This is a genomic window from Eubacterium sp. AM05-23, assembly GCF_003477535.1.
Classification (GTDB): Bacteria; Bacillota; Clostridia; order Eubacteriales; family Eubacteriaceae; genus Eubacterium; species Eubacterium maltosivorans.
In genome coordinates, this window is record NZ_QUDF01000009.1 from 127,998 (window position 1) to 154,365 (window position 26,368).

Annotated in this window: 24 protein-coding genes; 2 read left to right on the top strand and 22 right to left on the bottom strand. The window is 51.6% G+C overall.

Annotation, left to right across the window (positions count from 1 at the left end):
* Positions 1 to 10: 10 nt before the first annotated feature.
* The 11 genes from fabD to DW091_RS13860 form a co-directional block, all read right to left on the bottom strand.
* Entirely contained in the window at positions 11 to 928 is a 918-nt protein-coding gene (fabD, locus tag DW091_RS13810) for an ACP S-malonyltransferase (RefSeq protein ID WP_118518443.1), read from the bottom strand.
* A complete protein-coding gene (locus DW091_RS13815; RefSeq protein ID WP_118518444.1) occupies positions 925 to 2,010 on the bottom strand; it encodes a nitronate monooxygenase family protein in 1,086 nt (361 codons plus the stop codon). Before DW091_RS13815 ends, fabD begins: the two co-directional genes overlap by 4 nt.
* The gene (locus tag DW091_RS13820) at positions 1,994 to 2,950 is read right to left on the bottom strand and encodes a nitronate monooxygenase (protein ID WP_096919430.1); all 957 of its coding nucleotides are present in this window, start codon (positions 2,948 to 2,950) and stop codon (positions 1,994 to 1,996) included. Before DW091_RS13820 ends, DW091_RS13815 begins: the two co-directional genes overlap by 17 nt.
* Before the next feature lie 133 nt (positions 2,951 to 3,083).
* Positions 3,084 to 4,022: a beta-ketoacyl-ACP synthase III gene (locus DW091_RS13825; RefSeq protein WP_118518445.1), complete on the bottom strand. Its 939-nt coding sequence runs from the start codon at positions 4,020 to 4,022 to the stop codon at positions 3,084 to 3,086.
* Between the two features lie 2 nt (positions 4,023 to 4,024).
* Positions 4,025 to 4,831, bottom strand: a complete 807-nt coding sequence (locus tag DW091_RS13830; RefSeq protein WP_058694975.1) for an acetyl-CoA carboxylase carboxyltransferase subunit alpha — start codon at positions 4,829 to 4,831, stop codon at positions 4,025 to 4,027.
* Positions 4,831 to 5,700 carry an acetyl-CoA carboxylase, carboxyltransferase subunit beta gene (gene accD, locus DW091_RS13835; RefSeq protein ID WP_096919428.1) on the bottom strand — a complete coding sequence of 290 codons (870 nt, stop codon included), beginning with the start codon at positions 5,698 to 5,700 and terminating at the stop codon, positions 4,831 to 4,833. The genes DW091_RS13830 and accD overlap by 1 nt, the downstream gene beginning before the upstream one ends.
* Entirely contained in the window at positions 5,684 to 7,048 is a 1,365-nt protein-coding gene (accC, locus tag DW091_RS13840; RefSeq protein WP_118518446.1) for an acetyl-CoA carboxylase biotin carboxylase subunit, read from the bottom strand. Before accC ends, accD begins: the two co-directional genes overlap by 17 nt.
* Positions 7,045 to 7,494, bottom strand: coding sequence for an acetyl-CoA carboxylase biotin carboxyl carrier protein (accB, locus tag DW091_RS13845; RefSeq protein ID WP_058694978.1), 450 nt, complete (start codon positions 7,492 to 7,494; stop codon positions 7,045 to 7,047). The genes accC and accB overlap by 4 nt, the downstream gene beginning before the upstream one ends.
* A 45-nt stretch (positions 7,495 to 7,539) precedes the next feature.
* Positions 7,540 to 7,761: an acyl carrier protein gene (locus DW091_RS13850; RefSeq protein ID WP_013379911.1), complete on the bottom strand. Its 222-nt coding sequence runs from the start codon at positions 7,759 to 7,761 to the stop codon at positions 7,540 to 7,542.
* 131 nt (positions 7,762 to 7,892) lie between these two features.
* Positions 7,893 to 9,380, bottom strand: a complete 1,488-nt coding sequence (gene abc-f, locus DW091_RS13855; protein ID WP_118518447.1) for a ribosomal protection-like ABC-F family protein — start codon at positions 9,378 to 9,380, stop codon at positions 7,893 to 7,895.
* A 437-nt stretch (positions 9,381 to 9,817) separates the two neighbouring features.
* Positions 9,818 to 10,624, bottom strand: coding sequence for an amidohydrolase family protein (locus DW091_RS13860; protein WP_118518448.1), 807 nt, complete (start codon positions 10,622 to 10,624; stop codon positions 9,818 to 9,820).
* Positions 10,625 to 10,775: 151 nt separating this feature from the next.
* On the opposite strand from DW091_RS13860, the gene DW091_RS13865 reads away from it, so the two are divergent.
* Positions 10,776 to 11,993, top strand: coding sequence for an iron-containing alcohol dehydrogenase (locus tag DW091_RS13865; RefSeq protein ID WP_118518449.1), 1,218 nt, complete (start codon positions 10,776 to 10,778; stop codon positions 11,991 to 11,993).
* A 128-nt stretch (positions 11,994 to 12,121) separates the two neighbouring features.
* Positions 12,122 to 13,276, top strand: coding sequence for an FtsW/RodA/SpoVE family cell cycle protein (locus tag DW091_RS13870; protein WP_118518450.1), 1,155 nt, complete (start codon positions 12,122 to 12,124; stop codon positions 13,274 to 13,276).
* A 15-nt stretch (positions 13,277 to 13,291) separates the two neighbouring features.
* On the opposite strand, the gene DW091_RS13875 is transcribed toward DW091_RS13870, so the two are convergent.
* The 11 genes from DW091_RS13875 to DW091_RS13925 all read right to left on the bottom strand — a co-directional run bounded on the left by DW091_RS13875 (position 13,292) and on the right by DW091_RS13925 (position 26,326).
* The gene (locus tag DW091_RS13875; RefSeq protein ID WP_118518451.1) at positions 13,292 to 14,419 is read right to left on the bottom strand and encodes a hypothetical protein; all 1,128 of its coding nucleotides are present in this window, start codon (positions 14,417 to 14,419) and stop codon (positions 13,292 to 13,294) included.
* Positions 14,416 to 15,825 (bottom strand): FAD-binding oxidoreductase, encoded by a 1,410-nt coding sequence (locus tag DW091_RS13880; protein WP_074616114.1) that lies wholly within the window; start codon positions 15,823 to 15,825, stop codon positions 14,416 to 14,418. Before DW091_RS13880 ends, DW091_RS13875 begins: the two co-directional genes overlap by 4 nt.
* 11 nt (positions 15,826 to 15,836) lie before the next feature.
* Entirely contained in the window at positions 15,837 to 16,202 is a 366-nt protein-coding gene (locus DW091_RS13885) for a DUF1667 domain-containing protein (protein WP_058694985.1), read from the bottom strand.
* 6 nt (positions 16,203 to 16,208) lie between these two features.
* A complete protein-coding gene (locus tag DW091_RS13890) occupies positions 16,209 to 17,453 on the bottom strand; it encodes an FAD-dependent oxidoreductase (protein ID WP_118518452.1) in 1,245 nt (414 codons plus the stop codon).
* The gene (locus DW091_RS13895) at positions 17,450 to 19,171 is read right to left on the bottom strand and encodes an FAD-dependent oxidoreductase (RefSeq protein WP_118518453.1); all 1,722 of its coding nucleotides are present in this window, start codon (positions 19,169 to 19,171) and stop codon (positions 17,450 to 17,452) included. Before DW091_RS13895 ends, DW091_RS13890 begins: the two co-directional genes overlap by 4 nt.
* A 213-nt stretch (positions 19,172 to 19,384) precedes the next feature.
* Complete coding sequence (locus tag DW091_RS13900; RefSeq protein WP_058694988.1) at positions 19,385 to 20,878, bottom strand: glycerol kinase; 1,494 nt, start codon at positions 20,876 to 20,878, stop codon at positions 19,385 to 19,387.
* Between the two features lie 531 nt (positions 20,879 to 21,409).
* Entirely contained in the window at positions 21,410 to 22,042 is a 633-nt protein-coding gene (locus DW091_RS13905; RefSeq protein ID WP_058694989.1) for a corrinoid protein, read from the bottom strand.
* 19 nt (positions 22,043 to 22,061) lie between these two features.
* Positions 22,062 to 23,606: an FGGY family carbohydrate kinase gene (locus tag DW091_RS13910; protein WP_118518454.1), complete on the bottom strand. Its 1,545-nt coding sequence runs from the start codon at positions 23,604 to 23,606 to the stop codon at positions 22,062 to 22,064.
* Positions 23,607 to 23,639: 33 nt separating this feature from the next.
* Positions 23,640 to 24,788: a uroporphyrinogen decarboxylase family protein gene (locus tag DW091_RS13915; RefSeq protein ID WP_118518455.1), complete on the bottom strand. Its 1,149-nt coding sequence runs from the start codon at positions 24,786 to 24,788 to the stop codon at positions 23,640 to 23,642.
* A 15-nt stretch (positions 24,789 to 24,803) separates the two neighbouring features.
* Positions 24,804 to 25,373, bottom strand: coding sequence for a glycerol-3-phosphate responsive antiterminator (locus DW091_RS13920; RefSeq protein WP_083336992.1), 570 nt, complete (start codon positions 25,371 to 25,373; stop codon positions 24,804 to 24,806).
* 185 nt (positions 25,374 to 25,558) lie between these two features.
* Positions 25,559 to 26,326, bottom strand: a complete 768-nt coding sequence (locus DW091_RS13925) for a DeoR/GlpR family DNA-binding transcription regulator (RefSeq protein ID WP_058694993.1) — start codon at positions 26,324 to 26,326, stop codon at positions 25,559 to 25,561.
* Between the last annotated feature and the right edge of the window lie 42 nt (positions 26,327 to 26,368).

The following is a 26,368-nucleotide window of genomic DNA, read 5'->3' on the forward strand; positions in this document are numbered from 1 at the left end:
ATCTCCTGATTTAACGAAGCGCTTCACAGACTGCTTCAAAAGTTTCCAAATTTTCCACGTTCATCACTTTAACGGACCGGTCGATTTTTTTGACAAAACCACTGCAGGCCTTACCTGGGCCCACCTCGATAAAGGTGTCCACGCCCATCTCGATCATGCGGCGGATGCCTTTTTCAAAATAGACTGAGGAATGGATCTGCTGCACCAGCACATCTCTCACAGGCCTTGTCTCAACATCGCCGCTCACGTTGGAAACCACCGGGACCGACGGCGTTTTGATCTCAACCGTATCCAGTAAATCAGCAAGCTCCTTTGAAGCCTCCAGAAGTAATGAGGAATGAAAAGCGCCGCTGACGTTAAGCGGCATGACACGCCGCACGCCGCGTTCAAGAAGCAGCGCCCTGGCCTTTTCTACTGCTGGGGTCTCCCCGCTGATCACGATCTGTCCCGGGCAGTTATAATTTGCCACCTCGCAGACGCCTAAATCAGAGGCGTCTGTGCAGGCCTGCTGGATGGTTTCAGCGTCAGCTCCAAGCACAGCGGCCATCATGCCAGTCCCCTTCGGCAGAGCGTGGGCCATGAGCTGGCCTCTTTTGCGCACTACCCTCAGAGCGTCCTCCAGCGTAAAAGCGCCGCCGTAGGTCAGCGCTGTGTACTCGCCAAGGCTCAGCCCTGCGGTAATATCAGGGATAACGTCTGCTTTTTTCAGGCAGTGCGCCATCACATAGGATGTGATCAGCAGACAGCTCTGGGCATAGGCGGTATCATTGACCATATCCTCTGGCCCTTCAAAGCAGCACCTGGCCAGGTCAAAATCCAAATCGTTATTTGTATAAAAATCCCGGACCTCTGGAAAGGCATCGTAAAAATCCTTTCCCATGCCCACTTTCTGGGCACCCTGTCCGGCAAATAAAAATGCAGTTTTCATCTTTCCTCCATTAATGCGTTGGCTTCATTCATACAGCTTTCCATGATCTCCCGGACGCTGGTCAGCACCTTCATACGATACGCGTTAGTCCCGCAGAAGAACAGGCCATTGTTTGTATCGCCGGAGACGGCGGATACCAGGGCGCGCTGAATGCAATAGGGCGCCCTGGCTGGATCGCAGGGCTTCAGGCAATCCACACATTTGACTGGCGGAATGCGCCCCTCTCGGGACAGCCGCTCAATCAAAGCTGTCTTTACAGCCCTCCCCGGAAAGCCGACTGGGCTTTTGACAATCTCGATATCCTCTTCTTCTGCGTTCAACAGTACGGCCTTATAGGCGTCGACACCGTCGCATTCATAGGTACCGATAAACCGGGTCGCCATCTGAACCCCGTCTGCACCGAGCTTCAGAAAACGGGCAATATCCGCTCCGTCGTAAACACCGCCTGCTGCAAACACAGGGATTTTCCGGCCGAACTTTTCTTCAAAGGCGGCGGTTTCCCGATTAACATCCGCGAGAATCTCTTCAAGAGAAGGGCATTTGCCCTCAAGCAGATCACTTTCCTTAAATCCAAGATGCCCGCCTGCCAGGGGCCCTTCAATGACAATAAAATCCGCGGTACGCCCGTAGTGCTTGTCCCAGGCTTTTAAAATGAGTCTGGCAGCCCGGCCGCTGGACACGATAGGCGCAATGGCGATGCTGTCATCCTCCACATATTTAGGAAGCTCCAGAGGCAGCCCGGCCCCAACGATGATGGCGTCCACTGCGGCGTCTACCGCAGCCCGCACATAGGTCTCAAAGTTTTTGAGGGCTGCCATGATATTAACGCCTAAAAGCCCTCTGCCGCCCGCGATCTCACGCGCCTTTTTTACCTCTCCCGCAAAGCCACGGATATTGGCGGCCAGATTGTTTCCTAAAAAGTCCGGCTCCCGATAGCCCGGATGAGCCATGGACAAAACACCCATGCCGCCGTTTTTCATCACATTGCCCGCCAGATTCGCAAGCGAAACGCCAACGCCCATACCACCCTGAATAATCGGGATTTCAAGAAGCTTATCTTTAATCTTAACACTCTGTATCATAGATCAGTTCCTGGCTTCTTTTCTCAAAGACTTTCTTTTCCTCTGCCGCTTCTCCCAAAAGCGTGTCGATGATCTGTGAAAAGGGCTTAACCTCTTTACACATGGCTGCAACCTGGCCCATCATCAGGGAGCCGTTTTTCACATCGCCTTCCACGACCGCTTTTCTCAGGGAGCCCAGCGTCAGGCGCTCCATTTCTTCCCGCTCAATCCCTTCACGCTCAATTTTCAGGTACTCTGTGGTCATGGCATTTTTCAGAACACGAACCGGTGCGTTCAAGCTTCTGCCGGTCACAACCGTATCGCGGTCCTTTGCCTTGATCACTGCTTTTTTATAGTTTTCGTGGATCGGGCATTCCTCAGCCAAAAGCAGGCATGTTCCAATCTGAACCCCCTCTGCGCCCAGGCAGAGGGCAGCGTTCAGCTGTCTGCCGGAAGCGATGCCACCGGCTGCGATCACAGGTACGTCCACTGCTGCGGCTACCTGCGGGACGAGGGACATAGTGGTAATATCACCGATATGTCCGCCGGATTCGGTTCCTTCAGCAATGATGGCGTCCGCTCCGTTCTGTGCCAGCCGCTTGGCCAGTGCAACACTTGCCACCACTGGAAAAACTTTAACACCAGCCTCTTTCAGCGCGTCCAGATATTTGCCCGGATTGCCTGCACCGGTGGTTACCGCCGCAACCTTTTCCTCGATTAAAACCGCCATGATATCATCGGAACAGGGGTTCATCAGCATGACATTGACGCCAAAGGGCTTGTCGGTCAGCTCACGGCAGCGGCGGACTGCCGCGCGCGTTTCCTCACCCGTCATGGAACCGCTCGCGATGATGCCAAGACAGCCGGCATTTGAGGCCACTGCCGCAAATTCCGGGGTGGCGATATTCGCCATTGCGCCTTGGATAATGGGATATTTTATATTTAATAATTGATTGATCAAATTTTGTACTCCTTGCTACTTCATATAAGATATAACAATGGAGAATGGAAAATGGAAAATTCAGGAACAAATCGGTTGGCCGATTTGATTATATTCAAATCTGTACCATCATTCTCAATTCTCAATTCTACATTTAAATTTCAATTAAAGCTCCAGCCCAGGTAAAGCCTGCGCCAAAGCCAGCCATGATCACCTTCATGCCGGGCTTCAGCAGACCCTTTTCATTCATCTCCGCGTAGGCGATGGGAATGCTGGCAGAGGAAGTGTTGCCGTAACGGTCAATGTTGACATAAACCTTGCTCCGGTCAATCCTGGCCTTTTTCGCCACATAGTCGATGATGCGGATGTTGGCCTGGTGCGGGATGATCCAGTCAATGTCGGCGATGGTAAGGCCGGATTTTTCCAGGGCCTTGTCCACTGCCTCCGACATGGCTTTTGTTGCAAAGCGAAAAACCGCGTTGCCATCCATGGTTACCGGCATATGCACTGGCAGCGATTTTGTCTCCAGCGCCCCTGAGGAATCCCCTCTGGCCGCTGCGTAAAAACAGGACTGCCTGGCCGGGTTCGCCTTTAACACCATAGCCCCGGCGCCATCTCCGAAAAGCACGCAGGTGCTCCGGTCCTCCCAATCCAGCACGTTGGAGATCACCTCAGTTCCCACCACACAGGCATGGTTTACCTGTCCTGTTTCCAGCAGGGCTGAAGCGACATTCATGGCATAGAGATAACCGGAACAGGCGGCGTTGACATCAAAAGCCATAACGGGCAGCTCTCTTATTCCAAGTTTTTCCTGAATCAGGCAGGCACAGGAAGGCGTGAAATTTTCCGGCGTAAAGGTCGCGGTGACAATGCAGTCGATGTCCTCCGGCTTCAGCCCGGAACGCTCAATGGCTTTGGCAGCCGCCGCACATCCCAGGTCTGAGGTTGTTTCATGTTCTGCGATAAAACGCGCGCCGATTCCGGTACGGCTCCTGATCCACTCGTCACTGGTATCAATTTTTTTAGCCAGATCAACATTGGTCACGCAATTTTCCGGTACGGAAAAAGCGCTTGATAATATTTGTATTCCCATTACTAAGCTCCTATTTTCCGGAACTTTTCATAGCGTTCTGCTGTCAGCTCCATTGTCTTTTTCCGCCCCAACGCCTTGAGGTCACGCTCGATCAGAGCGTCCATCTGTGAGATGACGAAATCCACGCACTGCTCCACACCATCTGCCGGTTCACTGATGATTTCATCTACGATGCCCTTGCGGTGCAGATCCTGGGCGGTAAGCTCCATGACTTCAGCCGCTTCCTGCACGCGGGAATCGTCCTTCCAAAGGATGCTCGCAAAACCTTCAGGAGACAGCACCGAGTATACCGCATGCTCCATCATATAAATCCGGTCTGCCACACTCAGGGCTAAAGCGCCGCCGCTGCCGCCCTCACCGATAACCAGGCACAGCACCGGCACCCTGAGGTCCGAAAAAACCTTAAGGCATTCGGCAATGGCCGAGGCCTGTCCCCGCTCCTCTGCTCCTCTGCCCGGATAAGCACCCGAGGTGTCCACAAAGGTGATGACCGGCCGTTTAAATTTTTCCGCCTGCCGCGCAAGCCGCAGCGCCTTTCGGTATCCCTCCGGGTTCATCATTCCAAAGTTGCGGTCAAGGTTTTCCTGAAGGTTGGTTCCTTTATTCTGAGCCAGAATGGTAACTGGCTGGCCATGAAAAAAGCCGACGCCCGCCAGAAGAGCCTGATCGTCGCCATACAGCCGGTCGCCGTGCAGCTCCATAAAGCCGTCAAACAGCGCGTCTACATAGGCCTGAGCGCGGGTGCGTTCCGGCCGTCTGGCCATCATCACCTTATCCCATGCAGTCAGTTGTTGTTTTTCCTCTGTCATCAGCCTCTCCTCTCATGTAAGTCCAGCAGCTTTTCGATGGTTGATTTCATCTGGCTGCGATGCACAATGGCGTCAATGGCGCCCTTTTCCAGTAAAAACTCTGCCTTCTGGAAATTCTCTGGAAGCTTTTCCTTGATGGTATTCTCAATCACACGCTTGCCAGCAAAGCCGATAAGGCTGTCCGGCTCAGCGATGAGAATATCCCCGAGCGTCGCAAAGCTGGCGCTGACGCCTCCGGTGGTCGGATTGGTCAGAACACTCAGGTAAAAACCGCCGGCTTCCGCAAATCGCTCAAGGGCGGCGCTGGTTTTAACCATCTGCATAAGGGAGATGATTCCCTCCTGCATCCTCGCGCCGCCAGAGGCGCAGAAGATCACAAGGGGCAGCCTCTTTTTGGTGGCCAGCTCGATCAAGCGCGTGATCCGCTCACCCACGGCGCTGCCCATGCTGGCCATCATAAAGCGGCTGTCCATTACAGCTACAGCTGTTTTTCTGCCCCCGATTTTTCCAATGCCGGTCAGCACCGCTTCGGACATACCCGTCTGGCGCTGGCAGGAATCAATTTTTTCTGTATAGCCTGGAAAAGCGTCGGTATCTGGGTTGACCAGATTTTTATCAATGGTTGAAAAGCTCCCTTTGTCACAGACCTGGCGCACTCTTTCTCTGGCGCTGAGCTTGTAGTGGTAGCCGCATTCGGGACAGACATACAGGTCGTGCATCAGCGATTCTGAGGGGGTGCTTGCTTTGCACTTCGGGCAGGTAATAAACACGTTGTCCGGTATGTCACGTCCCTGCTTGTCTTTGATGGCGTGGCGCAGTGTCTTGAACAGCGTCAGCTTGTTTTTTCTTTCCTTAAACGATTGTTCCATTATCCTTCAGCTCCTGTACAAAGGTATCGACATAGCCGGTGTCAAAGCGACCCTTGATAAATTCCGGCTCATGCATCAGCACATATAAAAATTCCACATTGTTGGGAACACCTTCAACGATCAGTTCTTCCAGAGCGATCCGCATTTTTTTAATGGCCTCCAGACGGGATTCACCGTTTGTGATGCATTTTAAAATCATGGAATCGTAATAGGGCGGGATGTCATAGCCGTTGTAGATGGCTGTATCCACACGCACCCCCCTGCCTCCTGGAAGGTTCAGAAAGCTGATATGTCCTGGTCTTGGGGCAAAATCGGCGCTCACATCCTCGGCGTTGATCCGGCATTCGATGGCGTGGCCCAGACAGCGGATATCCTCCTGCTTCAGGTTACACTTCTTCTTATCCGCAATGCGGATCTGCTGCTTGATCAGGTCGATGCCTGTGATCATTTCGCTGATGGTGTGCTCAACCTGTATGCGGGTGTTCATTTCCATAAAGTAATAACGCTCTGCGCCGTCCCACAGAAATTCAATGGTTCCAACGCTGTTGTAGCCCACGTACCGGCTGGCCTTGACCGCATCGGCGGTCATAGCCTCCCGTATCTTTTCTGGAAGACAGCAGCAGGGTGCTTCCTCAACAATTTTCTGGTTGCGGCGCTGCAGCGAGCAGTCCCGCTCAAAAAGATGCAGGACATTGCCATAATGGTCGGCCAGAAGCTGTACCTCGATATGCTTGGCACTCTGCACGACTTTCTCAACATAAACACCGTCGTCGCCAAAGGCGGTCCTCGCCTCTGCCCTGGCGGTGGTGTAGGCATCAATAAATTCTTCCTCAGCTTCCGCGACGCGCATACCGCGTCCGCCGCCGCCGCTTCTGGCTTTAATGAGCACAGGAAACCCAATGTCCCTGGCAACCTGAAAGGCCTCGTCCAGCTCTACCACACCTCTGGAACCGGGAATAACAGGCACCCCTGCCTCGATCATGGTCTCCTTGGCTCTTGCCTTGTTGCCCATCATCTCGATGACATCGGCGTCCGGGCCAATAAAAATAAGCCCGCATTGTTCAACCAGACGCGCAAAGGCTGGATTTTCAGATAGAAACCCAAAACCCGGATGGATCGCATCGCAGCCGGTGAGACAGGCGGCGCTTAAAATACGCTGCATATTCAGATAGCTTTCATCAGATTTCGGGCCGCCGATGCACACCGCCTTGGTAGCGTACTGCACATGGAGCGCGTCCTTGTCTGCTGTCGAATAAATCGCCACTGTTTCGATGCCCATTTCCTTGCAGGTCCGGATAATACGGACGGCAATCTCTCCGCGGTTAGCGATTAAAATACGTTCAATCATTGGGCCTCTCCAATACAAATGATTTTTTCGTCATATTCCACCATGGTTTCATTTTCAACGTTGATGGCTGTAATGACGCCGTCGCGGTCGCTGCGGATTTCATTCATCATCTTCATGGCCTCAATAATGCACAGAAGGTCTCCCTTCCTGACGGTATCCCCTACCTTTACCAGCGGTTCTCCGTCTTTGATGTTGGAGCGGTAAAAGGTGCCAACCAGCGGCGATTTTACCCAATGTCCCTTGGCCTCCTCGCCAGCCTCATCCACACTGGCTTCAGGCACCGCAGCCGCGGCCACTGGCTCCTTGACAGCCAGCGCAGCAGACGCCGCGGCACACTCTGTTCCTTTTTCTAATTTTATGGTAACGTCCCCGCTCTGCAGCTCCATTTTTGAAAGGGCAGAGCTGTCAAAGATCTGGACTATTTTTTCAAGTTCGTTAATGTTCATCCGTTTACCTGCCTGTGGGTGCCGGGGAGTTTGCTCCCCGGCTCCTTATTTATTTTCAACGATGTTCAGGATATCCTGAACCGTTTTTAAATTTGCCAATGCGTCGTCTTCGATACGGATATCAAATGCGTTTTCAAGTTCCATGGCCAGTTCTACGGCAGATAAAGAGTCAATGCCGAGGTCTTCCTGCAGTTTTGCTTCAGGCACGATTAAGTCCTCATCTACATTGATCGCTTCTACAATAATTTCTTTAACCTGTTCTAACACAATTACGTCCTCCTTAAAATTACTTACAGGTTAAAAGTATATCCGAAATGTTTTCAATTGTAAATAGTTTTATATTAAAATATTTTGAGGTTACGATTTCATTCTGAATTCTTAAATATTTTTAAGGCAGATTACAGTGCCACCACCTTTGTCGCCACATTTTCCATAAACATGCGATCATGCTCCACAAAAAGCATTGTCGGCTCATAACGGCAGATCAAATGCTCGATCTGTATGCGGGACAGCACGTCAATGAAGTTTAACGGCTCGTCCCAGATATGGAGATGGGCTGGTTTGCACAGGCTTGCTGCCAGCAGCACCTTCTTTTTCTGCCCGCTGCTGTAGGCCTCAAGGCCTTTGTCAAACTGCTCTCTGGAAAAGCCCAGCTTTCTGAGAACCGCTTTAAACAGGCTCTCGTCAAGACCGTTTTCACGGATATAGGTTCTCAGGCTACCTGCCAGAAAGGAGGTGTCCTGAGAAACATAGGAATATTTGAGGTGGGTTCCGACAATGAGTTCACCATTGTGGGGGATTTCTTCGCCCAGAACGGCTTTCAGAATACTGGATTTTCCGCATCCGTTTTTACCGCACAGGGCCACCCGGTCGCCCCGGTTCACCTCAAAGCTGACATTCTCAAAAACCGCTGTTCCATCATAGGTGATGGACAGCCCTCTGGCCTCGACCAGCCTGTTTTTAGGATAGCTCAGGGTTTTGATGGCAAGCTCATCGGCCCAGTCAATGTTTTTCAGCAGCTTTGACTTTTCCGCGATGGCTTTCTCCTTTCTGGCCTCTGTGACCTTCGAGCGCTTCATCATTTTAGCGGCCTTATGGCCAACGTAGCCACGGTCTGGCTTCAGACCTGCCACCAGTTTACGGCTTGCGCCTTTCTTTGTGTTCTCCACAGCGTCCGACCATCCGGCGGTCCGTCTGGCTGCCGTGGTCATTTTCTTTATTTCTTTTTTTAACTTTTCATTTTCGCCCATCTCATACTGATCCTGGCGCTCCTTATTTTCCACCCATGAGGAGTAGTTTCCACGCTGCACCTCAATGTTCGTATTGTTAATGGAAAGAATATGGTCCACACACTGATCTAAAAAATAACGGTCATGCGAGACCAGGATAAACCCGCGCTTGGTGTTCAGATACTGTCCAACCAGCTCCCTGGACGCCATATCCAGATGGTTGGTGGGCTCATCAATGAGCAGAAACTGGTTTTCCCTCATAAAGAGAACCGACAGCAGCACCTTGGTCTGCTCTCCCTGGCTTAATGTGCTGAAAGGACGGTACAGGACATCATAGTCCACCTCCAGCATGGAAAGCTCCCTCTGAAGTTCCCAGAATTCATAATTCCCACTCAGTGAGTCTACCACGTCGATGGTATTGCGCGTGCTCTGCCCAACCTTAAAGGGAAAATAAGAAAAATCAACCGAAGCGGCAATAGTACCGCTGTATTCATACTGGCCCATCAAAAGCTTTAAAAAAGTAGTTTTTCCTTTACCATTGCGCCCGGTAAAGCCCAGCTTCCAGTTGGTATCAAGTTGAAAGGATACTTTTTCAAAAATCGTATCGTAGCTTCCATCGTAGCCAAAAGTCAGGTTTGATACATTTATTAAAGACATACTTAACCTCCTGATAAAAATGATCACATGATGCAGTAAAAGCCTCTCTTCGCATCATCTGTTCGTTTCATCCGCTAATGCTTCTTGTTCGCTGCCGGATTTGCTCTGGCAAATTTGGATGAAACATCAAACGTCAAAAAACCGCAAGAAAGTATAATAACCTTCTTGCGGTTCAAAAAATGCGCAGACATCATCAGGAAAGTATCCTGACATATCGAGACGGGCAGAATTTGTCTGTCTCCTCTGTCTATATTTTATGAGCGATCAGATCGTTATCTTTCTTGCTGAAGCACACCAAAAAACCCCGGCAAAGCGGACTGGCACACTTCCATATTAAAATACTTAGCAAGAAAAATTGCGCATCTTCACATCTCCTGTTCTTTTTTAGATTTCGAAGCCATTATAACAGCATTTTGGGCTGCTGTCAACACGGTCTGTCAAATTCCAATGAGCCTTTCGGCGTTTTCGTGGCAGATCATCTCCTTTTCATCCCGGGTCAGACCCACTGCCTCAAGAAATACCAAATCCTTGGCCGCGTCTCCCCAGGGGTTGTCCGTGGCAAAAATAAAGCGTTCGGCGCCGTAGATGTCGATCAGACGTCTGTAAACTGTAGGCTCAAAGGTATAGGAGGCAATGGCTGTATCAAAGGTTACGTTGGGTGTATCAAGGTAAATATCCTGTGAAGGATTACCAAAATACAGGCCGCCGGTGTGGGCGGCGATAATGGTCAGCTCTGGAAATTCCCGGGCCATTTCCACCACGGCCTCTGGCGTGGCATGGATGCAGCCGGGTGAGATGGGGTCATACCCGGTATGAAAGACCACCGGCAGCTTTCGGTCGCTGATGGCCTGGTACATCGGGTACAGCCGCTTTTCATTGATAAAAAATCCCTGGTAATCGGGGTGGAGCTTGATCCCGTAAAATCCCATTTCCACAATGCGGTCGAGCTCCTGGGCATAGTCCGGCGCGTCGGGATGGATGGTGCCAAAGCTGATAAAGGCACCGCTGTGATTCTGGACATAGGCCGCAAAATCGTTGACACTTTTCTGCTGGTGCGGGTTGGTAGCGATGGGCAGCATAACGCCCAGATCAACGCCCCATTCCTTCATATTTTTTTCTGCACAGTCCAGGCTCCCGTCGCCATAATAGGTCAGATGATGATTGGGGTCGGTCTTTGCCAGCTTTTCAATGGTTTTCGGGCAAAGCTTGTCCGGAAACAGATGGACATGTGTATCTATTAACATAACTTTCACCTCGGTTAATCTTTTCTACCTATTATAACCTTGATTTTTCCTTGCCGCAATCCCAATATTTTTAACTGTTTTTTAATTCTCCTTGACCCGCACTCTTTTAGCGTTTAAAATGAGACTATAACAAAGTGAAGGAGTGAATCTTATGAACCTGATGACGATTCCGTACCGGACATCGCATATTATGATGAAAGGTGTATTAAACGTACTCAAGCTCCCCATTCCACCAAGCCTGGTGGGCCCTGGAATGGTCAAACGTTTCCCGGAAATTATTTCGCTCTGTGATGTGCACAAAGCGCTCGTTATTACTGATAAACCTTTAATGGAGATGGGACTGCTCGACGGCTTTCTTGAAGCCCTGAAAAAGGCCGGCATCGACTACGCTGTATTTGATGGCGTTCAGCCTAACCCCACCTTCGAAAATATTTATGACGGTCTGGAAGCCTACTATACCGAAGGCTGCGACGGCGTTATTGCCTTTGGCGGCGGCTCCTCCATGGACTGCGCTAAAATCGTGGCTGCCAAGGTCACCAATGACAAGCCGATTCCAAAAATGAAGGGTCTGTTTAAGCTGACCCATCGTCTGCCGCCGTTTTTTGCCGTTCCCACCACGGCAGGCACCGGCTCTGAAGCCACCGTCTGTGCGGTTATTACGGATACCTCAAATCATGAAAAATTTGCGATCAACGATCCTAAGCTCGTCCCGCTGGCAACGGTGCTGGACCCTGAGCTCATGGTCGGCCTGCCGCCGGCTCTCACTGCCAGCACCGGCATGGACGCGCTCACCCATGCGGTCGAAGCTTACATCGGCCACTATGACGCGCCCTTTGTCAAGGAAAAGGCTCTGGCTGCTACCGAGGTGATCATGCGCGATCTGGAAGCTGTCTACAAAGATGGCTCTAACCTGAAGTTTCGCCAGAATATGTCTGTCGCCTCCTTTGACGCAGGCCTTGCCTTTACCAGGGCTTATGTGGGCTATGTCCACGCCATCGCGCACAATTTAGGCGGCTTTTACGGCGTGGCCCACGGCTTTGCCAACGCGGTTATCCTGCCGCATATCCTGGAATTTTCCAGAGAGGCTGCCCAGAAAAAGCTTTCAGAGCTTGCCCTGTGCGCCGGCCTTGGCGAACCCTGGGACAGCGAGGAGATTCTGTCCTATCGCTTTATCGACCGGATTAAGGAAATGAACGCCAATATGGGGATTCCTGAAACCATTGATGCGCTTCGCATTGAGGATATTCCTGAGCTCGCCAGGCGTGTGCTCAAGGAAGCCAACCCGACCTACCCTGTCCCCAAAATCATGGATTATGACGAATGTGTCGCCATGCTTGAAGAACTGGTTACTCCTGAGCAGCCGGACTAAAGAAACAAATGTGAGCAGGCATATAAATTGCCTGCTTTTTTATTGATTTTTTCTGAAGCGTTAAATAAATTACAGTTTTTTACAAGTATTCAGGCGTAAACTAAACCATAAAAGGGAGGAGGCGCGGCATGACCAAGCTTAAAGCATTTTTCAGAGACACCGATGGTTTTTATCTTCTGTTGATAGCAGCCTGTTCACTGCTGTCTGTCACACTGCTCCTTTCGTGGTGCAACAGCGTGTCCCCTGCCCCTGCTCCCAGCTTCTGGGAATTTCTTGTAAAATATCGTGTAGCCCTGATCCAGCTGCTGGCTGTGGCAGCAGGCCTCTCCTGCGCTCTGATCATAAGCCGTATTGATTATCACCGGATGACACCGCTCTGGATAAGCTACACAGCTGTGATCTGGCTGCTGGTGCTGCTGACCTTTCTGCGTGCCGGCCCTTTTGGCATAAGCCCCGGCGATACCGGCGCCTATTGCTGGATACGCCTGCCCTTCGGCCTGGCCCTTCAACCCACCGAGCTGGCAAAATCAAGCTTTATCCTGACCTTTTCCCTTCATCTGTACGCAGTACGCCATACCGACAGCCCCCTGGCGGTCGGCGGCCTTATCGCCCATCTGCTGGCACCCGTTATTCTGATTCACTTTCAGGGTGACGACGGCACTGCGCTGGTCTTTTTTGTCACGGGCCTGGTCATGTTCTTGTCGGTTAAGCACAAGCTGCGCTATTTTATCGGCACTGCGGCTGCGGCATTGGCTGCTGCTCCTCTGGTCTGGCATCTGATGGCTGGTTACCAGAGGGCGCGCATACTGGCTGTTTTTGCCCCCGGAAGGCTGGACAGTCTGACTTTGGAGTCCATTCTATACCAGCAAAACCAGGGACTGGCCGCCATTAAGGCAGGCGGGCTCTTTGGTCTGGGCCTTTTTAAACCCGATACGACTTATATTCCCGCCGCCAATAATGATTTTATCTTTTCCCATCTGGCTGAGGTCATGGGCCTTGCGGGTTGTGCGGTTCTGATTTTACTGCTGGCTGCCATTCTGTATAAAACCCTGTCCATCGGCGTAAGAAGCCATGATTTCAGGGGGCGTACCATTGCCATTGGTGTCTTTACCCTTTTTCTTGCTGAAACGGTGATCAATATTGGCATGAACCTTGAGCTGATGCCGGTCATTGGGCTGCCTCTCCCATTCTTCAGCAGCGGCGGCTCCTCACTTATGGGTGCTTTTCTCTGTGCAGGCTTTATTCTGAGCGTAAAAAGAAACAGCTTCTCTGAAAAACTCTGAGAAGCTGTTTCTTTTTTATTGTAAACATTCAAGGTAGTAAAGGACTGTCTTGTCGGGCATCGCTGTCTTTAACGCCGCATAGGCATAGGGCTCAAAGACGACAATCTGCTCTGCTCCGGCTTTTTCAATATCCGCGAGGGCATCTTTCTGGATACGGTCTGCCATCTCAGCGTCAAAGCCGGTCAGATGATACTCCGCGCCAAGTGGTTTCTGCCAGATATTTAAAACATTGACGCGCTTGTCTGCCTTTAACAGCGGTAAAAATTCCATACTGGCAGCGATTGGCGTCTCGTCATTGTTGATGGCAAGCGCATTGAGGGCCTGGCCGTTTCTCAGGAAACGGCAGTTGAAGCTGCCGCCATAAAAGTAAGAGGGTGCCTCGATTTTCAACAGCTTCAGCTCGTTGGGAAGGTAAACGACCTGGAAAGGCACGCTGATCCCCAGCTTTTCTGCAAACTGTGTCAGCAGATAGGTTGTCTGGCCCGAAAGGGTATAAACTACCTCTATTCCTTTTTCCTGAAGCCCGCTGATCAGGCCTTCCAGGTATTTAATCCCTTCTTCTACCATGCCGTAAGCAAAGTATTCCCAGCCTGCAAAAACCGGGGCGATTTCAGGCTCAAAAGCAATCCCTCTTGACCTGAACCATTGCCCCAGTCTTGATGCGCTTTCAGCGGCGAGGGCGGCTGTAGCGTCGTCCAGAAAGAGAAAGTTACTGCTGCCTTCAAGCACCGGAACAGCCTCCTGCCACTGTCTGAGCGCCGCCGCGTCGGTTTTCAGGATATGTCCACCGCCTGCCTTCAGGGTATCTTTAAGCGAATCGGCAGTTTGGGTTCCAAAGCCTTTTTCCAGCATCAGCTCGCGGCAGAGGATCATGACGTCTGTCAAATCCTCAGGGCTTTCGCCAAAGTTCTGCCAGCGCTCTCCCTGGCGTGACAGAATGCTTTGGAATACCAGCTCTGCAATGTAATCGTTGGGGACTATTTCGTTCTTGAAGACCGCCCGGGCCAGCTGCAGCTTACGGGAGGGATAGTCGTGGAGCATGTGGCTCGCCCGGAATTCCGGACAATAGCACACGGCCTGATCCATATGGATCACCTGATGGTTCAGCTTGTCTTCGTAATGTTCTAATGTAAATTCTCTCATAATCCCAGTACTCCTTTGTTCACTAATCCCTTGGGGTCAAGGGCGTCCTTGATTTTTTGCATGACCTCGATCCCTGCTTCGCCGTGCTCAAGCGGTAGGTATTCAGCCTTGGCTTTGCCGCTGCCGTGGTGATGGGAGACATTGCCGCCGTATTTCAGGCTGGTCCGGATAGCGGTATCCAGGCATTCCATGTAGCGCTTTTCACCGTCAAAGTCATCACCGCCGGTCTGGGCGTGGAAAATGACATAAACACTGGCGCCGGTATGGTATACGTGTGAAAAATGGCAGTCAACGCTTTTGCACATTGGCTCAAGGGCTTTGCGCATCTCACGCCACACATCGGCGATGCAGTCCCAGGGGGCTGCCACCTCGATGGCGTCGGCTGTGCCGCCCTTCATGGCGTCGTGGTCCAGCATTTTTTTCGTGGAAAAACGTGAGTGGAACCAGTCATAGCCTGGCTTCGCTCCCTTAGGTACACCACCATTCAAAGCGCAGTAATGGTGAACGTATTCCCGCTCAAGATCCACCTGCTTTTCCAGGCCTTCATAGCCAATGACCAGAAAAACGTGGCCTTTTTCAAAGCCGTATTTTTCCATTTTAGGAATGCTTTCCTCTTCGTCGTAAAGGCGGACCACTGCCGGGTGCACATTGTTCTGGACAAACTGGCGGATGGCCTCAAGGCCGTCCTCGGTACGGTTAAAGGTAAAGGCTTCAAAATAGCGCTTTTCGGCTACTGGATAAATTTTCATTTCCACCTTGGTGACAACCCCGTATACACCCTCGCTGCCAAGGAACAACTGATCCAGTTCTGGTCCGGTTGATGCCTTAGGTGTTTTGTGCGTTTTCAGCACATGGCCATTTGGCAGCACCACCTCAAGGGAGTTGACCATATCATCCATTTTACCGTATTTGGTTGAAAAGGTCCCGATCGCGCGTGTGGCGACCATACCGCCCAGCACTGCGCTCTGGAAGGACTGCGGATACTGGCCGCAGGTATAGCCCGCTTCGTTCAGCATATTCTCAAAATCTGCACCGGTCAGGCCTGCGCCTCCCACGGCAGTACAATTGACAGGATTGATTTCAAATTCCTTGAGATTTTTAATATCCAGCATGACTTCATGGTTTTCGGCGATACTGCCGCCCACGATGCCAGAGCCGCCGCCGAAGGGAATAATCCCGACACTGTACTCCTGAGAAAGCGCCATGATCCGGCTGACCTCATCGGTGTTTTCAGGCATAAGAATGGCTTCTGGCAGAACCTTGTAAGGCCCCTGAAGCAGCCATTTATATTCTCTGGGATAACAGCCGTGGGCATAGATAAGGCGTTCCTCCTCACGGCGGAGTACTGTAACCTCTGGCAGCTCTTCCTGAACCGCTTTCAAAAAACCTTCAATATTTTCTTTCATTAATATTCTCCTTACTTTGCTTTAATGTCACGTGCCGCTATAATGTCAACACCCGTGTCCAAAATATTCGAAACGACCACGTCTCCAGCTCTGACCGGTGCTTTGACCGTAATGCTGTAAAGGGTATGGATGCAGTCTCTGAGCCTTTTTTTGCTGACCTCTTCACTGCTGACCACAGGCAGAAGGTTAAAAATGCCATTTTCTATTTTAACGGTTGTGGTCAGCATGCGTTTGGGGTCGGTATACTCATTGACCGCGTATTTTTTCCCATTATTGCAGTCAAAGCCTGTGGTTTCAAAGGTCCCGTCATTTTTGACTGTTAGCTCTCCCTTACAGCTTTTTGGGCAGACAATACAGGTATAATTTCTTTTTTCCATTTTCCATCACTCCTTTGCCACGCTGATACAGATGGGGCCGTCTGTTGTTTTGCCAAGATCAATGACCTCACAGACCATCTCCGGCGGCTTAACCACGGCGTGCTTTTTCAGCTTCTGAGACTGCTTGTCCTGGCTGAACACCAGCCTTACCTTTTCGTCGGGCTTTCTGACCCGCATAAACACCGGCACCTCTCCAGCTGTCCCGCTTATTTTCTGGGGAACCACAAAGCTGATGTTATCCCCGGCTTCCACGGCCCGGCAGCTGCCCGTCTCAAGCTCACCCTTCAGATAGCGGACTGCGCCGCGGGCCGCCATCTCTCCAGTTTGGGATACATAGTCCACCAAATCAAATACCGTGACCACATTGCCTGCCGCAAAGACACCGGGAACAGAGGTCATCATCTGCTCATCCACCACCGGACCGCGTGTTCTCGGGTCCATTTCAATATTCAACTGTTCACTGAGCTCATTTTCAGGGATAAGGCCAACAGACAGCACCAGAAGATCGCAGTCAATCGTTTCTTCGGTTCCTGCGATGGGCTTGAGGTGTTCATCCACCTTTGCCACGGTAACACCCTCGATCCGGTCCCTGCCGTGAATCTTGGTCACGGTAGTGCCCAGATGCAGGGGAATGTTATAATCCTCAAGGCACTGGACGATGTTTCGGGTCAGGCCGCCCTCGGTATGCATGATCTCATAGACGCCTTTTACCTCTATATCCTCAAGGGTCATGCGCCTTGCCATGATGAGGCCAATGTCGCCAGAGCCTAAAATCACAGCCTTTTTACCTGGCAGATAGCCCTCCATATTAATATAGCGCTGGACCGCTCCGGCAGTCAGCACCCCGGCGGGGCGCGTGCCATAGATCATGACCTGCGAGCGCGTGCGTTCACGGCAGCCCATGGCCAGAATAATCGACCCTGCCTTGATCTCGAGCAGGCCATCCTTTTCGTTGACCGCGTAAATGGTTTTATCCGGACGGATCTCCAGCACCATTGTATCCAGTTTAACCCCGATCCCACTGGTCTCGACCTCGTCGATAAAAGCCTGGGCGTACTGGCCTCCTGTCATGCGGCGTTTAAACCGCAGCAGGCCGAAGCCGTCGTGGATACACTGCTGCAGAATACCGCCAAGGGAAAGGTCCCGTTCAATAATTAAAGTGTCAAGTCCTGCCTTATGGGCTTCCACGGCTGCTGCCAGTCCTGCGGGACCGCCGCCGATAATGGCGCAGTCTGTCTTTATCTGCTTCATTCTTCCTCCCCCTTTCTGGACGCTGTGGTCAGCATTTCTGATCCTGCGCCGCGCTTGGTTACTTCCTCAGGCGCGACCCCCAGTTCTCTGGCAATGATCTCAACAACCCTCGGGCCGCAGAAGCCGCCCTGGCAGCGCCCCATGCCTGCTCTGGTGCGGCGCTTCACCGCGTCCACAGTTGTGGCTGGTATTTTACCGTGTATGGCGTCAACGATCTCGGCCTCTGTGATGGTCTCACATCGGCAGATCACATGTCCGTACAGCGGATTTTTGGCGATAAGCGCTTCTTTTTCTTCCAGGCTGCAATCCCTGAAGGCCTTGTGCTCTGGACGGATAGGGTCATAATCCTCACGCACGGTGGCTTCTGGGTGAAGCGTTTTGTAAATTCCCTCGACCCGTTCGGCGATGGCTGGTGAAGATGCCAGCCCGGGGGACTGAATGCCAGCGACATGGATGAAATTATCAAGTACCTCAGACGCTTCGATGATAAAGTCCTCAATATAATTCGATGCACGGCAGCCGCTGAAATAGGTGATAATGTCTTTTTCAGAGGCGCCTTCGGTCAGGTGCTTACCCTTTTCCATGACAAAGCGCACATCCTCTTCGTCCACTGCCAAATCATCTTTTTCCGGCACCTCGATGGCTGAGGGGCCCCACAGCGGGTTTCCCTCAGGTGTCTGGGTCGGGCCGCCGCCCTTGGTAAAGTTTTTAGGCGGTGTGCCGATAAAGCATTTGTTGGTGGTTTTGCCGATTTTTTTATCCAGAATCACCAGGGTGCCCCGGCGCGGATGAATGGTGTAAAACCGGTCGCCTGCCAGCTCTGCGATTTCGTCGGCATACAGGCCTGCGGCGTTGATGACACAGGCTGCTTCGATGATCCCCTTGTCGGTAACCACGCCGCTTATCCGACCGCCCTGTCTGGTAAAGCCCAGCACCTCTGTGTTCAGCATAAGCTCTGTCCCGTTGTCAATGGCGTTTTCCATGAGGGCTTCAACCACCTCGTAGGGCTCAACATAGGCTGCCGAGGGGGTCCACAGGGCCTTAATGACATCGTGGTTGACTGCCGGGTCAATGGCTCTGGCCTCGTCACCGCTTAAAATGGCAATGCCAGGCACACCGTTCTTTTTTCCCAGCTCATAGTACTGCTCCAGATAGGCGTCGTCTGATTCGTCAAAGCCTACGACAAAGGAGCCGCAGCGGTTCATTTTGAAGTGAAGTTCTTCCTGCCATTTAGTGTACATGGCATTGCCCTTTACATTGAGCAGGGCCTTCAGGGAGCCTGCCTTTGAGTCGTAACCTGAGTGGATCATCCCATTGTTTGATTTGGAGGTTCCCTCGGACACATCTGAGGCTTTTTCCACCACGATAATGCGCTTGTTATATTTAGACAGGGTTCTGGCGATGCCGCTGCCGGTTACCCCCGCGCCAATGACCACAATATCGGCCTGACCGATCACACCGGTGGTCTCAGCCTTCTTTACAGCCTCTGTCCGGTCTCTCGGAGCAGTTTTTGCCCCCTTAACGGTCAGCTTATTGACAACCCCTTTTACGCCGCTCTTTCCAGCCGCGTGGCCAATATCAACAACATGCTGCCAGACATCCACCTCGCCAGTCAGGGTAATGACCCCGCGCGCGTCGGCGCTGGCTTCAATTTTATAATGCTTTAATGACGGATCGTCCTCTAGTTTCTGATAAAATTGTGCAACACAATCGGACACGATTGTCTCTCCTTTCATCTCTTAAAATCATTATTCCAAGGTATCGGCAAAATTGACTGAATGGTGAACTTTTGAGTTGACAGTTGATCATGGATAGTGGATAGTTAGCGTTCCGTAACTATCCACTGTCAACTAACCATTATCCACTAAAACTTAAACAGTCCACCTTTTCCCCTTCACCTCTACCTTTTTTGCTTATTCCTTTACTCGTCCCTATGCCTGCTTGCGCCAGCCGATGGAGCGCTCGATGGCTTCACGCCAGCCTGCGTACAGCTCTTCGCGTTTTTCCGGTGTGATGGCCGGCTCAAAGGACTTGTCGATTTCAAGAGACTTGTCGAAATCGGCTTCGGTCCAGAGGCCTGCTGCCAGGCCGGCCATTTCGGCTGCGCCAAGACTGGTGGCTTCGACGGATAACGGCCGGTCGACACGGGCGTCAAGCATATCTGCCATGAGCTGTGCCAGCAAATCGTTCATGGAGGCGCCGCCGTCAATACGGATATCGGTCATCTTTACGCCGGATTCTTTTTCGACGACATCCAGAATGTCCTTTAAGCGGTAAGCGACCCCTTCCAGCGTTGCCCGTACAATGTGGGCCTTGGTGGTGCCGCGGCTGATGCCGAAAATGGTGCCTCTGGCATAGGGATCGTGATAAGGTGCGCTGAGCCCTGCCAGCGCGGGAACAAAGTAAACCCCGTTAGAGTCCTCAACGGACCGCGCCAGAGGCTCAGATTCACTGGATTTGCCGATGACCTGAAGGCCGTCGCGCAGCCACTGAACCGCTGAGCCTGTGACGGCTTCAAAGCCTTCCAGCGCATAGCTCACCTCATCCCCGATCTTCCAGGCGATAACTGTGTTTAAGCCCTGGTCTGAGACGACACATTCGCCGCCGATGTTGATGTCTAAGAATGAGCCTGTACCGTTGGTGATCTTGCAGGTCCCCTTGGAACGGCAGCCCTGGGCGTAAAGCGCGGCATGCTGGTCAGCAATGGCGCCGCAGATGGGAATCCCGGCTCCGAAAATATCTGGATCTGTGGCGCCGTAATTACCGGAGTCGTTAACGATCTCTGGATAAATGTCGGTTGAGATGCCCAGATAGTCTAAAAATTCGGTGTACCACTTACCTGTCTGGAGATCCAGGCTCCCCATAACAGATGCGTTGGAATAGCTGACCACATGGCTTTTTCCGCCGGTCAGCTTCCAGATCAGCCAGGTGTCAATGGTGCCGAAAAGCGCTTCGCCGGATTCGATCTTTTCTTTGATCTCCGGTACATTTTCAAGATACCAGTGCAGCATGAGAGAGGAATAAACCGGCGCTACTGTCCAGCCTGTGGCTTTGCGGGCTTTTTCTCCCCATTCACTGTCGTTGATTTCCTGACACAGGGCCGCGGTGCGGTTATCCTGCCAGACAATGGCGTTGTATAACGGCACGCCGGTGTTTTTATCCCATACCAGGCAGGTGGCCCGCTGGTTGGTAATGCCGATGGCGGCGATCTCTTCTGGCGCCACGCCGCCTGACAGCATGGCTTCCTTACACATCCGAACACTCTTGTCGTAAATTTCCATGGCGTCGTGTTCAACCTTGTCTTCGCTCGGTGTGTACTGTGTGAATTCTTCATAGCACTGGGACACAATATTAAATTCCCTGTCAAAAATCAGCGCTCTGGTACCAGTTGTTCCTTCGTCAATGACTAAAACATAGTTTTTCATTTTTTACTCCTTTACTCCTCAAAAAATGATTATTCAGTTGTCTTCCTTATGCTCAGCTACGGTGTCAGAAACCTCCTTTCCTCTTTCGCTTGTAAATGCTTTACATATTCACTTTTTATGTATTTTGTATTGACTTTATGTTAATATTATATGCTTTTTGGTTGTTTGTCAACTCATTTTTAAATTTTGCAAATTTTACAATTAAAAAAGCACACTGGTCTCCAACAGCGTGCTCAGAGTATAGTCAAACTTTAATATTAGGAGACAAAACGTTAATAAAGAGGCTTTTTAAGTTGAAAGTGGATAGTTGAAGGTTGAAAGTTCAGGTTCAAATCAGCCTTTGGCCGATTTGATTGAATGCGGCCAAAGGCCGCTGTTTAAATCGCTTGAGCCAAAGAGAAAACGTTCCATAACCTTCCACTTTCCACCTTCAATTTTCAACTCTCAAAGCTTCATGCTTCTCTTTGCAGCTCATGAACGACTTTGCCAACCGTATCCGCACACTGGTCTCCACAGTGTGCTTAAATTCTGTTAATGACTACAGATCTGTACGGCTGTCTCGGCGGCGCTTCCCGCGTCCTTGGCAAAGGCGTCACAGCCTGTTTTATCGCAGAAATCCTGCGTAATGGGCGCTCCGCCAATCATAATCTTAAACTGCTCCCGAACGCCCGCATCCTCAAAAGCCTTAACGATTTTAGGAATTTCGGGCATGGTGGTGGTCAACAGCGCAGAACAGGCCACGATGTCCGCTCTTTCCTGTACAGCGGCCTCCACAAAGCGCTCCTCAGGCACGTCGATGCCGATATCCACTACCTTAAAGCCGCGGCCCTCAAACATCATTTTTACCAGGTTTTTACCAATATCGTGCATATCTCCCTTTACACTTCCCAGCACAATGGTTCCGGCGGCTGTCTGCTGGTTTTCAGTGAGCAGCGGCTTCAGCACCTCTGACCCATTCTGCATGGCGTAGCACGAGCACAGCACCTCCGGTATGTATATCTCTTCGTTTTTAAACTCCTCTCCCACCATCTCCATGGCTGCCATCATGGTATCCAGAACAGCCTGTGGACTGGCTCCCTCGTCCACTGCAGCCTGCACCAGGGACGGCGTATCGTCCTCTAAACCTTCATAAACTGCATTCTTAATCTGATCCAATATATTCATTCTTGTCTCCTCTGTTTTCTCATTTTAATGCCAGTTTCACCAGGCGTTCGTAGACGTCTGCCTTTCTCAGCGCCTGGTAGGCATCCTTGTATATTTCAAAATATTCATTATACAGCGCGTGCCGCTGCATATCGGGCTCACAAACCGCCACAATCTTCACCATATGGGCAACGGCTTCACGCACGTTTGCGTAGAGCTCTGCTCCCACGGCCGCCAGAATTGCTGCGCCCAGCGCTGTGGCTTCTTCTACGGCCAGAATACTGCAGGACTTGCCGTAAATGTCTGCCTGGATATGGTTCCAGACGTCGGATTTTGCGGCGCCGCCGCTCAGCACAATCTCATCAACCTCGACACCGTTTGTAATCATTTGGTCGATGATCTCGCGAGTTTCGTAGGTAACGCCTTCCATAATGGCCCGCGCCATGGCCTGCCGGCTGTGGCCCAGGGTCAGGCCGATAAAGGTTCCGCGGGCAAAGGGGTCCCAGTTCGGCGCTGCCGAGCTGGCAAAGTACGGGATACAGATCAGCCCGTCGCTGCCGGGGCGTATCCCCTCTACCTGTTCATTGATCAGATCGTAAGGGTCAACTCCCAGCGCTTTTGCTTTTTCTATCTCTGGTACGGCAAATTCGTTCCGGTACCATTTCAGGGAGCTTCCGGCCGCGTTCTGCAGGCCTTCTGTTTCCCACTTGCCCGCAACCGTATGGGCTGAGCACGGCAGGCGCATGCTGCCGTCGTAGATGGGCTCGTCCATATAAGCAAGGGTGACACCTGCGGTGCCAATGGTTACCTCAATGGTACCTTTTTTCACCGCACCTGCGCCAATACCGGCACACTGCTGGTCGCCGCCGCCTGAAACCAGAAGCGTTCCCTCGGCAAAGCCTGTGAGCACACTGCTCTCTTTTGATATTTTTCCAACGACCTTGCCCGACGGCACCAGGGTCGGCAGCTTAGATTTGTCAAGCTCCAGAGCCTCGATCAGCTCATCGCTCCACTCAAAGGCTTTGATGTCCATCAGCCCCTGCAGGGACCCATTGGACCAGTCCTCAAAGTAACCCTCTGCGCCGAGCTTGTTTAAAATACGCTCCTGATCCATGGCAAACTTATAAGTTTTCGCATAAATCTCCGGCTGGTGTTTCCTGATCCACATGATCTTGCTGACTGACCAGGTCGTGCCTACCGGCAGGCCGGTGATCTCATAATAACGCTCCGCGCCCACCAGGCGGCTGATCTCTTCACATTCCTCAAAGGAACGGCTGTCCTGCCAGGAGATGGCAGACCGCAGAGGCATGCCGGCTTCATCCACCGGGGTAAAGGTACAGCGCTGGGTGGAAAGGCCGATGGCGCGGATTTCCGCAGGATCAATGCCTGCCTTGGCGATGGCTTCCCGGGTGGCCTCGCAAGTCTGCTGCCAGGTCATTTCCCCGTCCTGTTCTACCCATCCCGACTGCGGAAAGGTACAGGGATACTCACGGTAAGCGCTGCTGACAGTGGCGCCCTCCATGTCAAAAATAATCACTTTTACGCCGGTTGTTCCGATATCGATTCCACTAATATAATTTTTCATCTCTACTCTCTCCAAAAATTATTTTTTATTCGCTTACAATTGAATGGGATAAACGCCGAATTCGTGGGCACATTCGATCATATGCACCAGATTTTCCGCGCTCACATCGCTCTGAACATTGTGGGCCGGTGACAGCAGAAAGCCGCCGCCTGGCGCCAGTGCCTTAATGGCGTCGCGCACTTCCTGGGTGATCTCGTCCTTTGTGCCAAAGGGCAGTACTTTCTGAATATCGATGTTGCCGTGAAAGACGATTTTATCACCGAATTCCTGTTTCAGCTCGTAACGGTTCATGTGGTTGGCGCCCGGCTGTACCGGGTCCAGAATGTCGATGCCACAGTCGATGAGATCCGGGATAAAGGGGCGGATCGAGCCGCAGCTGTGAAGCATGACCTTGCCGTTGGGATTCTTCTTCCGCAGCTCTGTCTTCGCGCTCACCCAGAGCTCCTCGAGATGGGGTTTTACCACCTTCCGGAAGGTTCTCGGTGAAATGAGCGGGCTGTCCTGTGTGCCCAGATCCTCGCCGCTCAGGCGCAGAATATCCACGTATTCACCCACCGCGTCGATGCAGACACGGTCGATTTCCTTCTGTATCTGACAGACTTTATCCAGCAGCGCGTGGGCAAATTCCTGATTGTTGATGAGGTCACGGTACCAGCGCTCGTGACCGCGCATATAGGTGGCCACCTCGAAGACAGCGCCGGCAAATTTTGCCAGAATCGCCAGGTCGCTTTTGTCCCGGACCATCTGCATCTCCTCGCGCAGGCCCTGGTAGCGCGCCGGATCGGTGGGGTCGGGCCAGTCGTAGCTTTCCAGATCCTCGATAGTGGCGTCGGCCAGAGGCGGGTTCTGCAGCTCAAAGTAAAAATGTCCGCCGTCGATCATGGTCTTTTTCCAATAACAGCCCCATTCATCGGTAAAGCTGCCATCGTCAAACTGTCTGGAATGGGCTGATTTGGCCGATCTTGGCGAAATGTAGTACATGTCCAGATCCAGCGCCTGGATCATCTCCAGCGGCATCTGGACATCGGTCCAGTGGCCCATTCTGGGTGTGTCTGGAAGATGGTCCATCTTCAGCAGTCTTTTCATATCTCTGTATACATCAATGGTCAGGACCATATCCACCGGCACCCGGTCGGGCTCCTGGTGGCTGGCCGCTGCCATCACACGTTCTCTCGAATTCATTCTTTTCTCTCCTTTTTACAAATTCCAAAGCGCCTCGCAGCTGCACACAATGTTCATGGCGCCTGCCTGTATCATTGTTTTAACGTCGCTCGGCTTTGAAACCAGCCCGCTTGTGATCACAGGCTGATCAAATTCATTGCTTACCTTGCGCACGATCCGCGGGATCAGCCCTGGCGTCAGCTCGATAATATCCGGCTTCGACGCCTTAAACAGGTTAATGCCGCTTTCCAGCGCCTGGTTGTCCATGAGGAAAATCCGGTGCACGGTGATCAGGTTTTCCTTAGCCGCCAGCTTCAGAATATGGCTTTTGGTCGAGATGACGCCATCAATTCCGGTGTGCTCCACCGCGTATCGAATGCCGCCGATGTCCCGTCCAATGCCTTCAATCAGGTCCATGTGCAGGAATACCAGTCCATTTCGTTCTTTAAATTCCTTAATCAGCTTTTCTGCTTTAAAATAATCGCCTCCTACCATAAACAGCACCCGCACTTTTGACTCGAGGGCCTGCCTGAAATTCTCTGGCGTCCGCACAGCGGCAATAACCGGGTATGCTTTAAAAGTCTTCATTTGTTCCTTAGTGATCATTGGAGTGGCCTCTTTCCAATGATTTAAGATAGAAAAAAACCGCGATAAACAAACAGGAAAGCACTCCCATTTATTTATTGCGGTTTCTACAATCTCAAACCAATACGTATTAATTTATTCAATAATAGCATGTTTATAAATCGATGTCAATAGCTAATTCTGATATTAAAGATATTTTTACGATTTCACAGGATGTCAATCCCGTTATTACGGGCGTATTCCCTGTAAATTTCCGGCTCTTTACCATCGACGATGAAGGCCTCGAAAATATTAAGGTCGAACATCTTGGCCAGAGATATCTTGTCAAACTTGGTGTAGTCGGCCATGAGATAGCATTTCTGGCTGATCTCGGCCAGGGTCTGGTTAACCTCGATCTCTTCCAGCGAGCTGTGGGTCACGCCCTTGGGGATGGAAACAGCCAAAACACCCATAAAGGCCTTGTCAATGTTAAACTTCCTGAGGAAATCGTCCGCATCCTTTCCATAAAAAGCACCGGAAATACTGCGCAGCCGCCCGCCAGGCATAAAGACATTCACACCCTTTACTGTGGAGGCCTTGAGGGCCACATTCAGCGACAGGGTTATGACGTTCAGGCTTTTCATATCCTCCAGGTAATCGAGAACCAGCTCAACCGTACTGCCTGAGTTCAGCGCGATGGTATCCCCATCCTTGATCAGCTTTGCCGCCTTTTGCGCGATGATCCGTTTTTCATCCAGGTTTTGCAGCTTCTTCTGGGCAATGTTCATCTCCACAGTGGTCTGGCTGGCCAGGCTTTCCTTGGCATAGGCGCCCCCGTAGGTCAGCTCAATGCCGTACTCCTCTGCCAGGTATTTTAAATCCCTCCTGATGGTCGGCACGCCTACTTCGTATTTTTTTGCCAGCGCGTCAGCCTTTACGGAACCCTCTTTCAGGATTTTATTGAGTATTTCTTTTCTGCGTTCTACATGCAGCATTCACTTCACCGCCCTTTTCTACCAACACTATACCATTTCTTT

Excerpts from the sequence above, each read along its gene's own strand:
- fabD (WP_118518443.1), bottom strand. The coding sequence starts at position 928 with ATGAAAACTGCATTTTTATTTGCCGGACAGGGTGCCCAGAAAGTGGGC.
- DW091_RS13815 (WP_118518444.1), bottom strand. The coding sequence starts at position 2,010 with ATGATACAGAGTGTTAAGATTAAAGATAAGCTTCTTGAAATCCCGATT.
- DW091_RS13825 (WP_118518445.1), bottom strand. The coding sequence starts at position 4,022 with ATGGGAATACAAATATTATCAAGCGCTTTTTCCGTACCGGAAAATTGC.
- DW091_RS13830 (WP_058694975.1), bottom strand. The coding sequence starts at position 4,831 with ATGACAGAGGAAAAACAACAACTGACTGCATGGGATAAGGTGATGATG.
- accD (WP_096919428.1), bottom strand. The coding sequence starts at position 5,700 with ATGGAACAATCGTTTAAGGAAAGAAAAAACAAGCTGACGCTGTTCAAG.
- accC (WP_118518446.1), bottom strand. The coding sequence starts at position 7,048 with ATGATTGAACGTATTTTAATCGCTAACCGCGGAGAGATTGCCGTCCGT.
- accB (WP_058694978.1), bottom strand. The coding sequence starts at position 7,494 with ATGAACATTAACGAACTTGAAAAAATAGTCCAGATCTTTGACAGCTCT.
- abc-f (WP_118518447.1), bottom strand. The coding sequence starts at position 9,380 with ATGTCTTTAATAAATGTATCAAACCTGACTTTTGGCTACGATGGAAGC.
- DW091_RS13860 (WP_118518448.1), bottom strand. The coding sequence starts at position 10,624 with ATGTTAATAGATACACATGTCCATCTGTTTCCGGACAAGCTTTGCCCG.
- DW091_RS13865 (WP_118518449.1), top strand. The coding sequence starts at position 10,776 with ATGAACCTGATGACGATTCCGTACCGGACATCGCATATTATGATGAAA.
- DW091_RS13870 (WP_118518450.1), top strand. The coding sequence starts at position 12,122 with ATGACCAAGCTTAAAGCATTTTTCAGAGACACCGATGGTTTTTATCTT.
- DW091_RS13875 (WP_118518451.1), bottom strand. The coding sequence starts at position 14,419 with ATGAGAGAATTTACATTAGAACATTACGAAGACAAGCTGAACCATCAG.
- DW091_RS13880 (WP_074616114.1), bottom strand. The coding sequence starts at position 15,825 with ATGAAAGAAAATATTGAAGGTTTTTTGAAAGCGGTTCAGGAAGAGCTG.
- DW091_RS13885 (WP_058694985.1), bottom strand. The coding sequence starts at position 16,202 with ATGGAAAAAAGAAATTATACCTGTATTGTCTGCCCAAAAAGCTGTAAG.
- DW091_RS13890 (WP_118518452.1), bottom strand. The coding sequence starts at position 17,453 with ATGAAGCAGATAAAGACAGACTGCGCCATTATCGGCGGCGGTCCCGCA.
- DW091_RS13900 (WP_058694988.1), bottom strand. The coding sequence starts at position 20,878 with ATGAAAAACTATGTTTTAGTCATTGACGAAGGAACAACTGGTACCAGA.
- DW091_RS13905 (WP_058694989.1), bottom strand. The coding sequence starts at position 22,042 with ATGAATATATTGGATCAGATTAAGAATGCAGTTTATGAAGGTTTAGAG.
- DW091_RS13910 (WP_118518454.1), bottom strand. The coding sequence starts at position 23,606 with ATGAAAAATTATATTAGTGGAATCGATATCGGAACAACCGGCGTAAAA.
- DW091_RS13915 (WP_118518455.1), bottom strand. The coding sequence starts at position 24,788 with ATGAATTCGAGAGAACGTGTGATGGCAGCGGCCAGCCACCAGGAGCCC.
- DW091_RS13920 (WP_083336992.1), bottom strand. The coding sequence starts at position 25,373 with ATGATCACTAAGGAACAAATGAAGACTTTTAAAGCATACCCGGTTATT.
- DW091_RS13925 (WP_058694993.1), bottom strand. The coding sequence starts at position 26,326 with ATGCTGCATGTAGAACGCAGAAAAGAAATACTCAATAAAATCCTGAAA.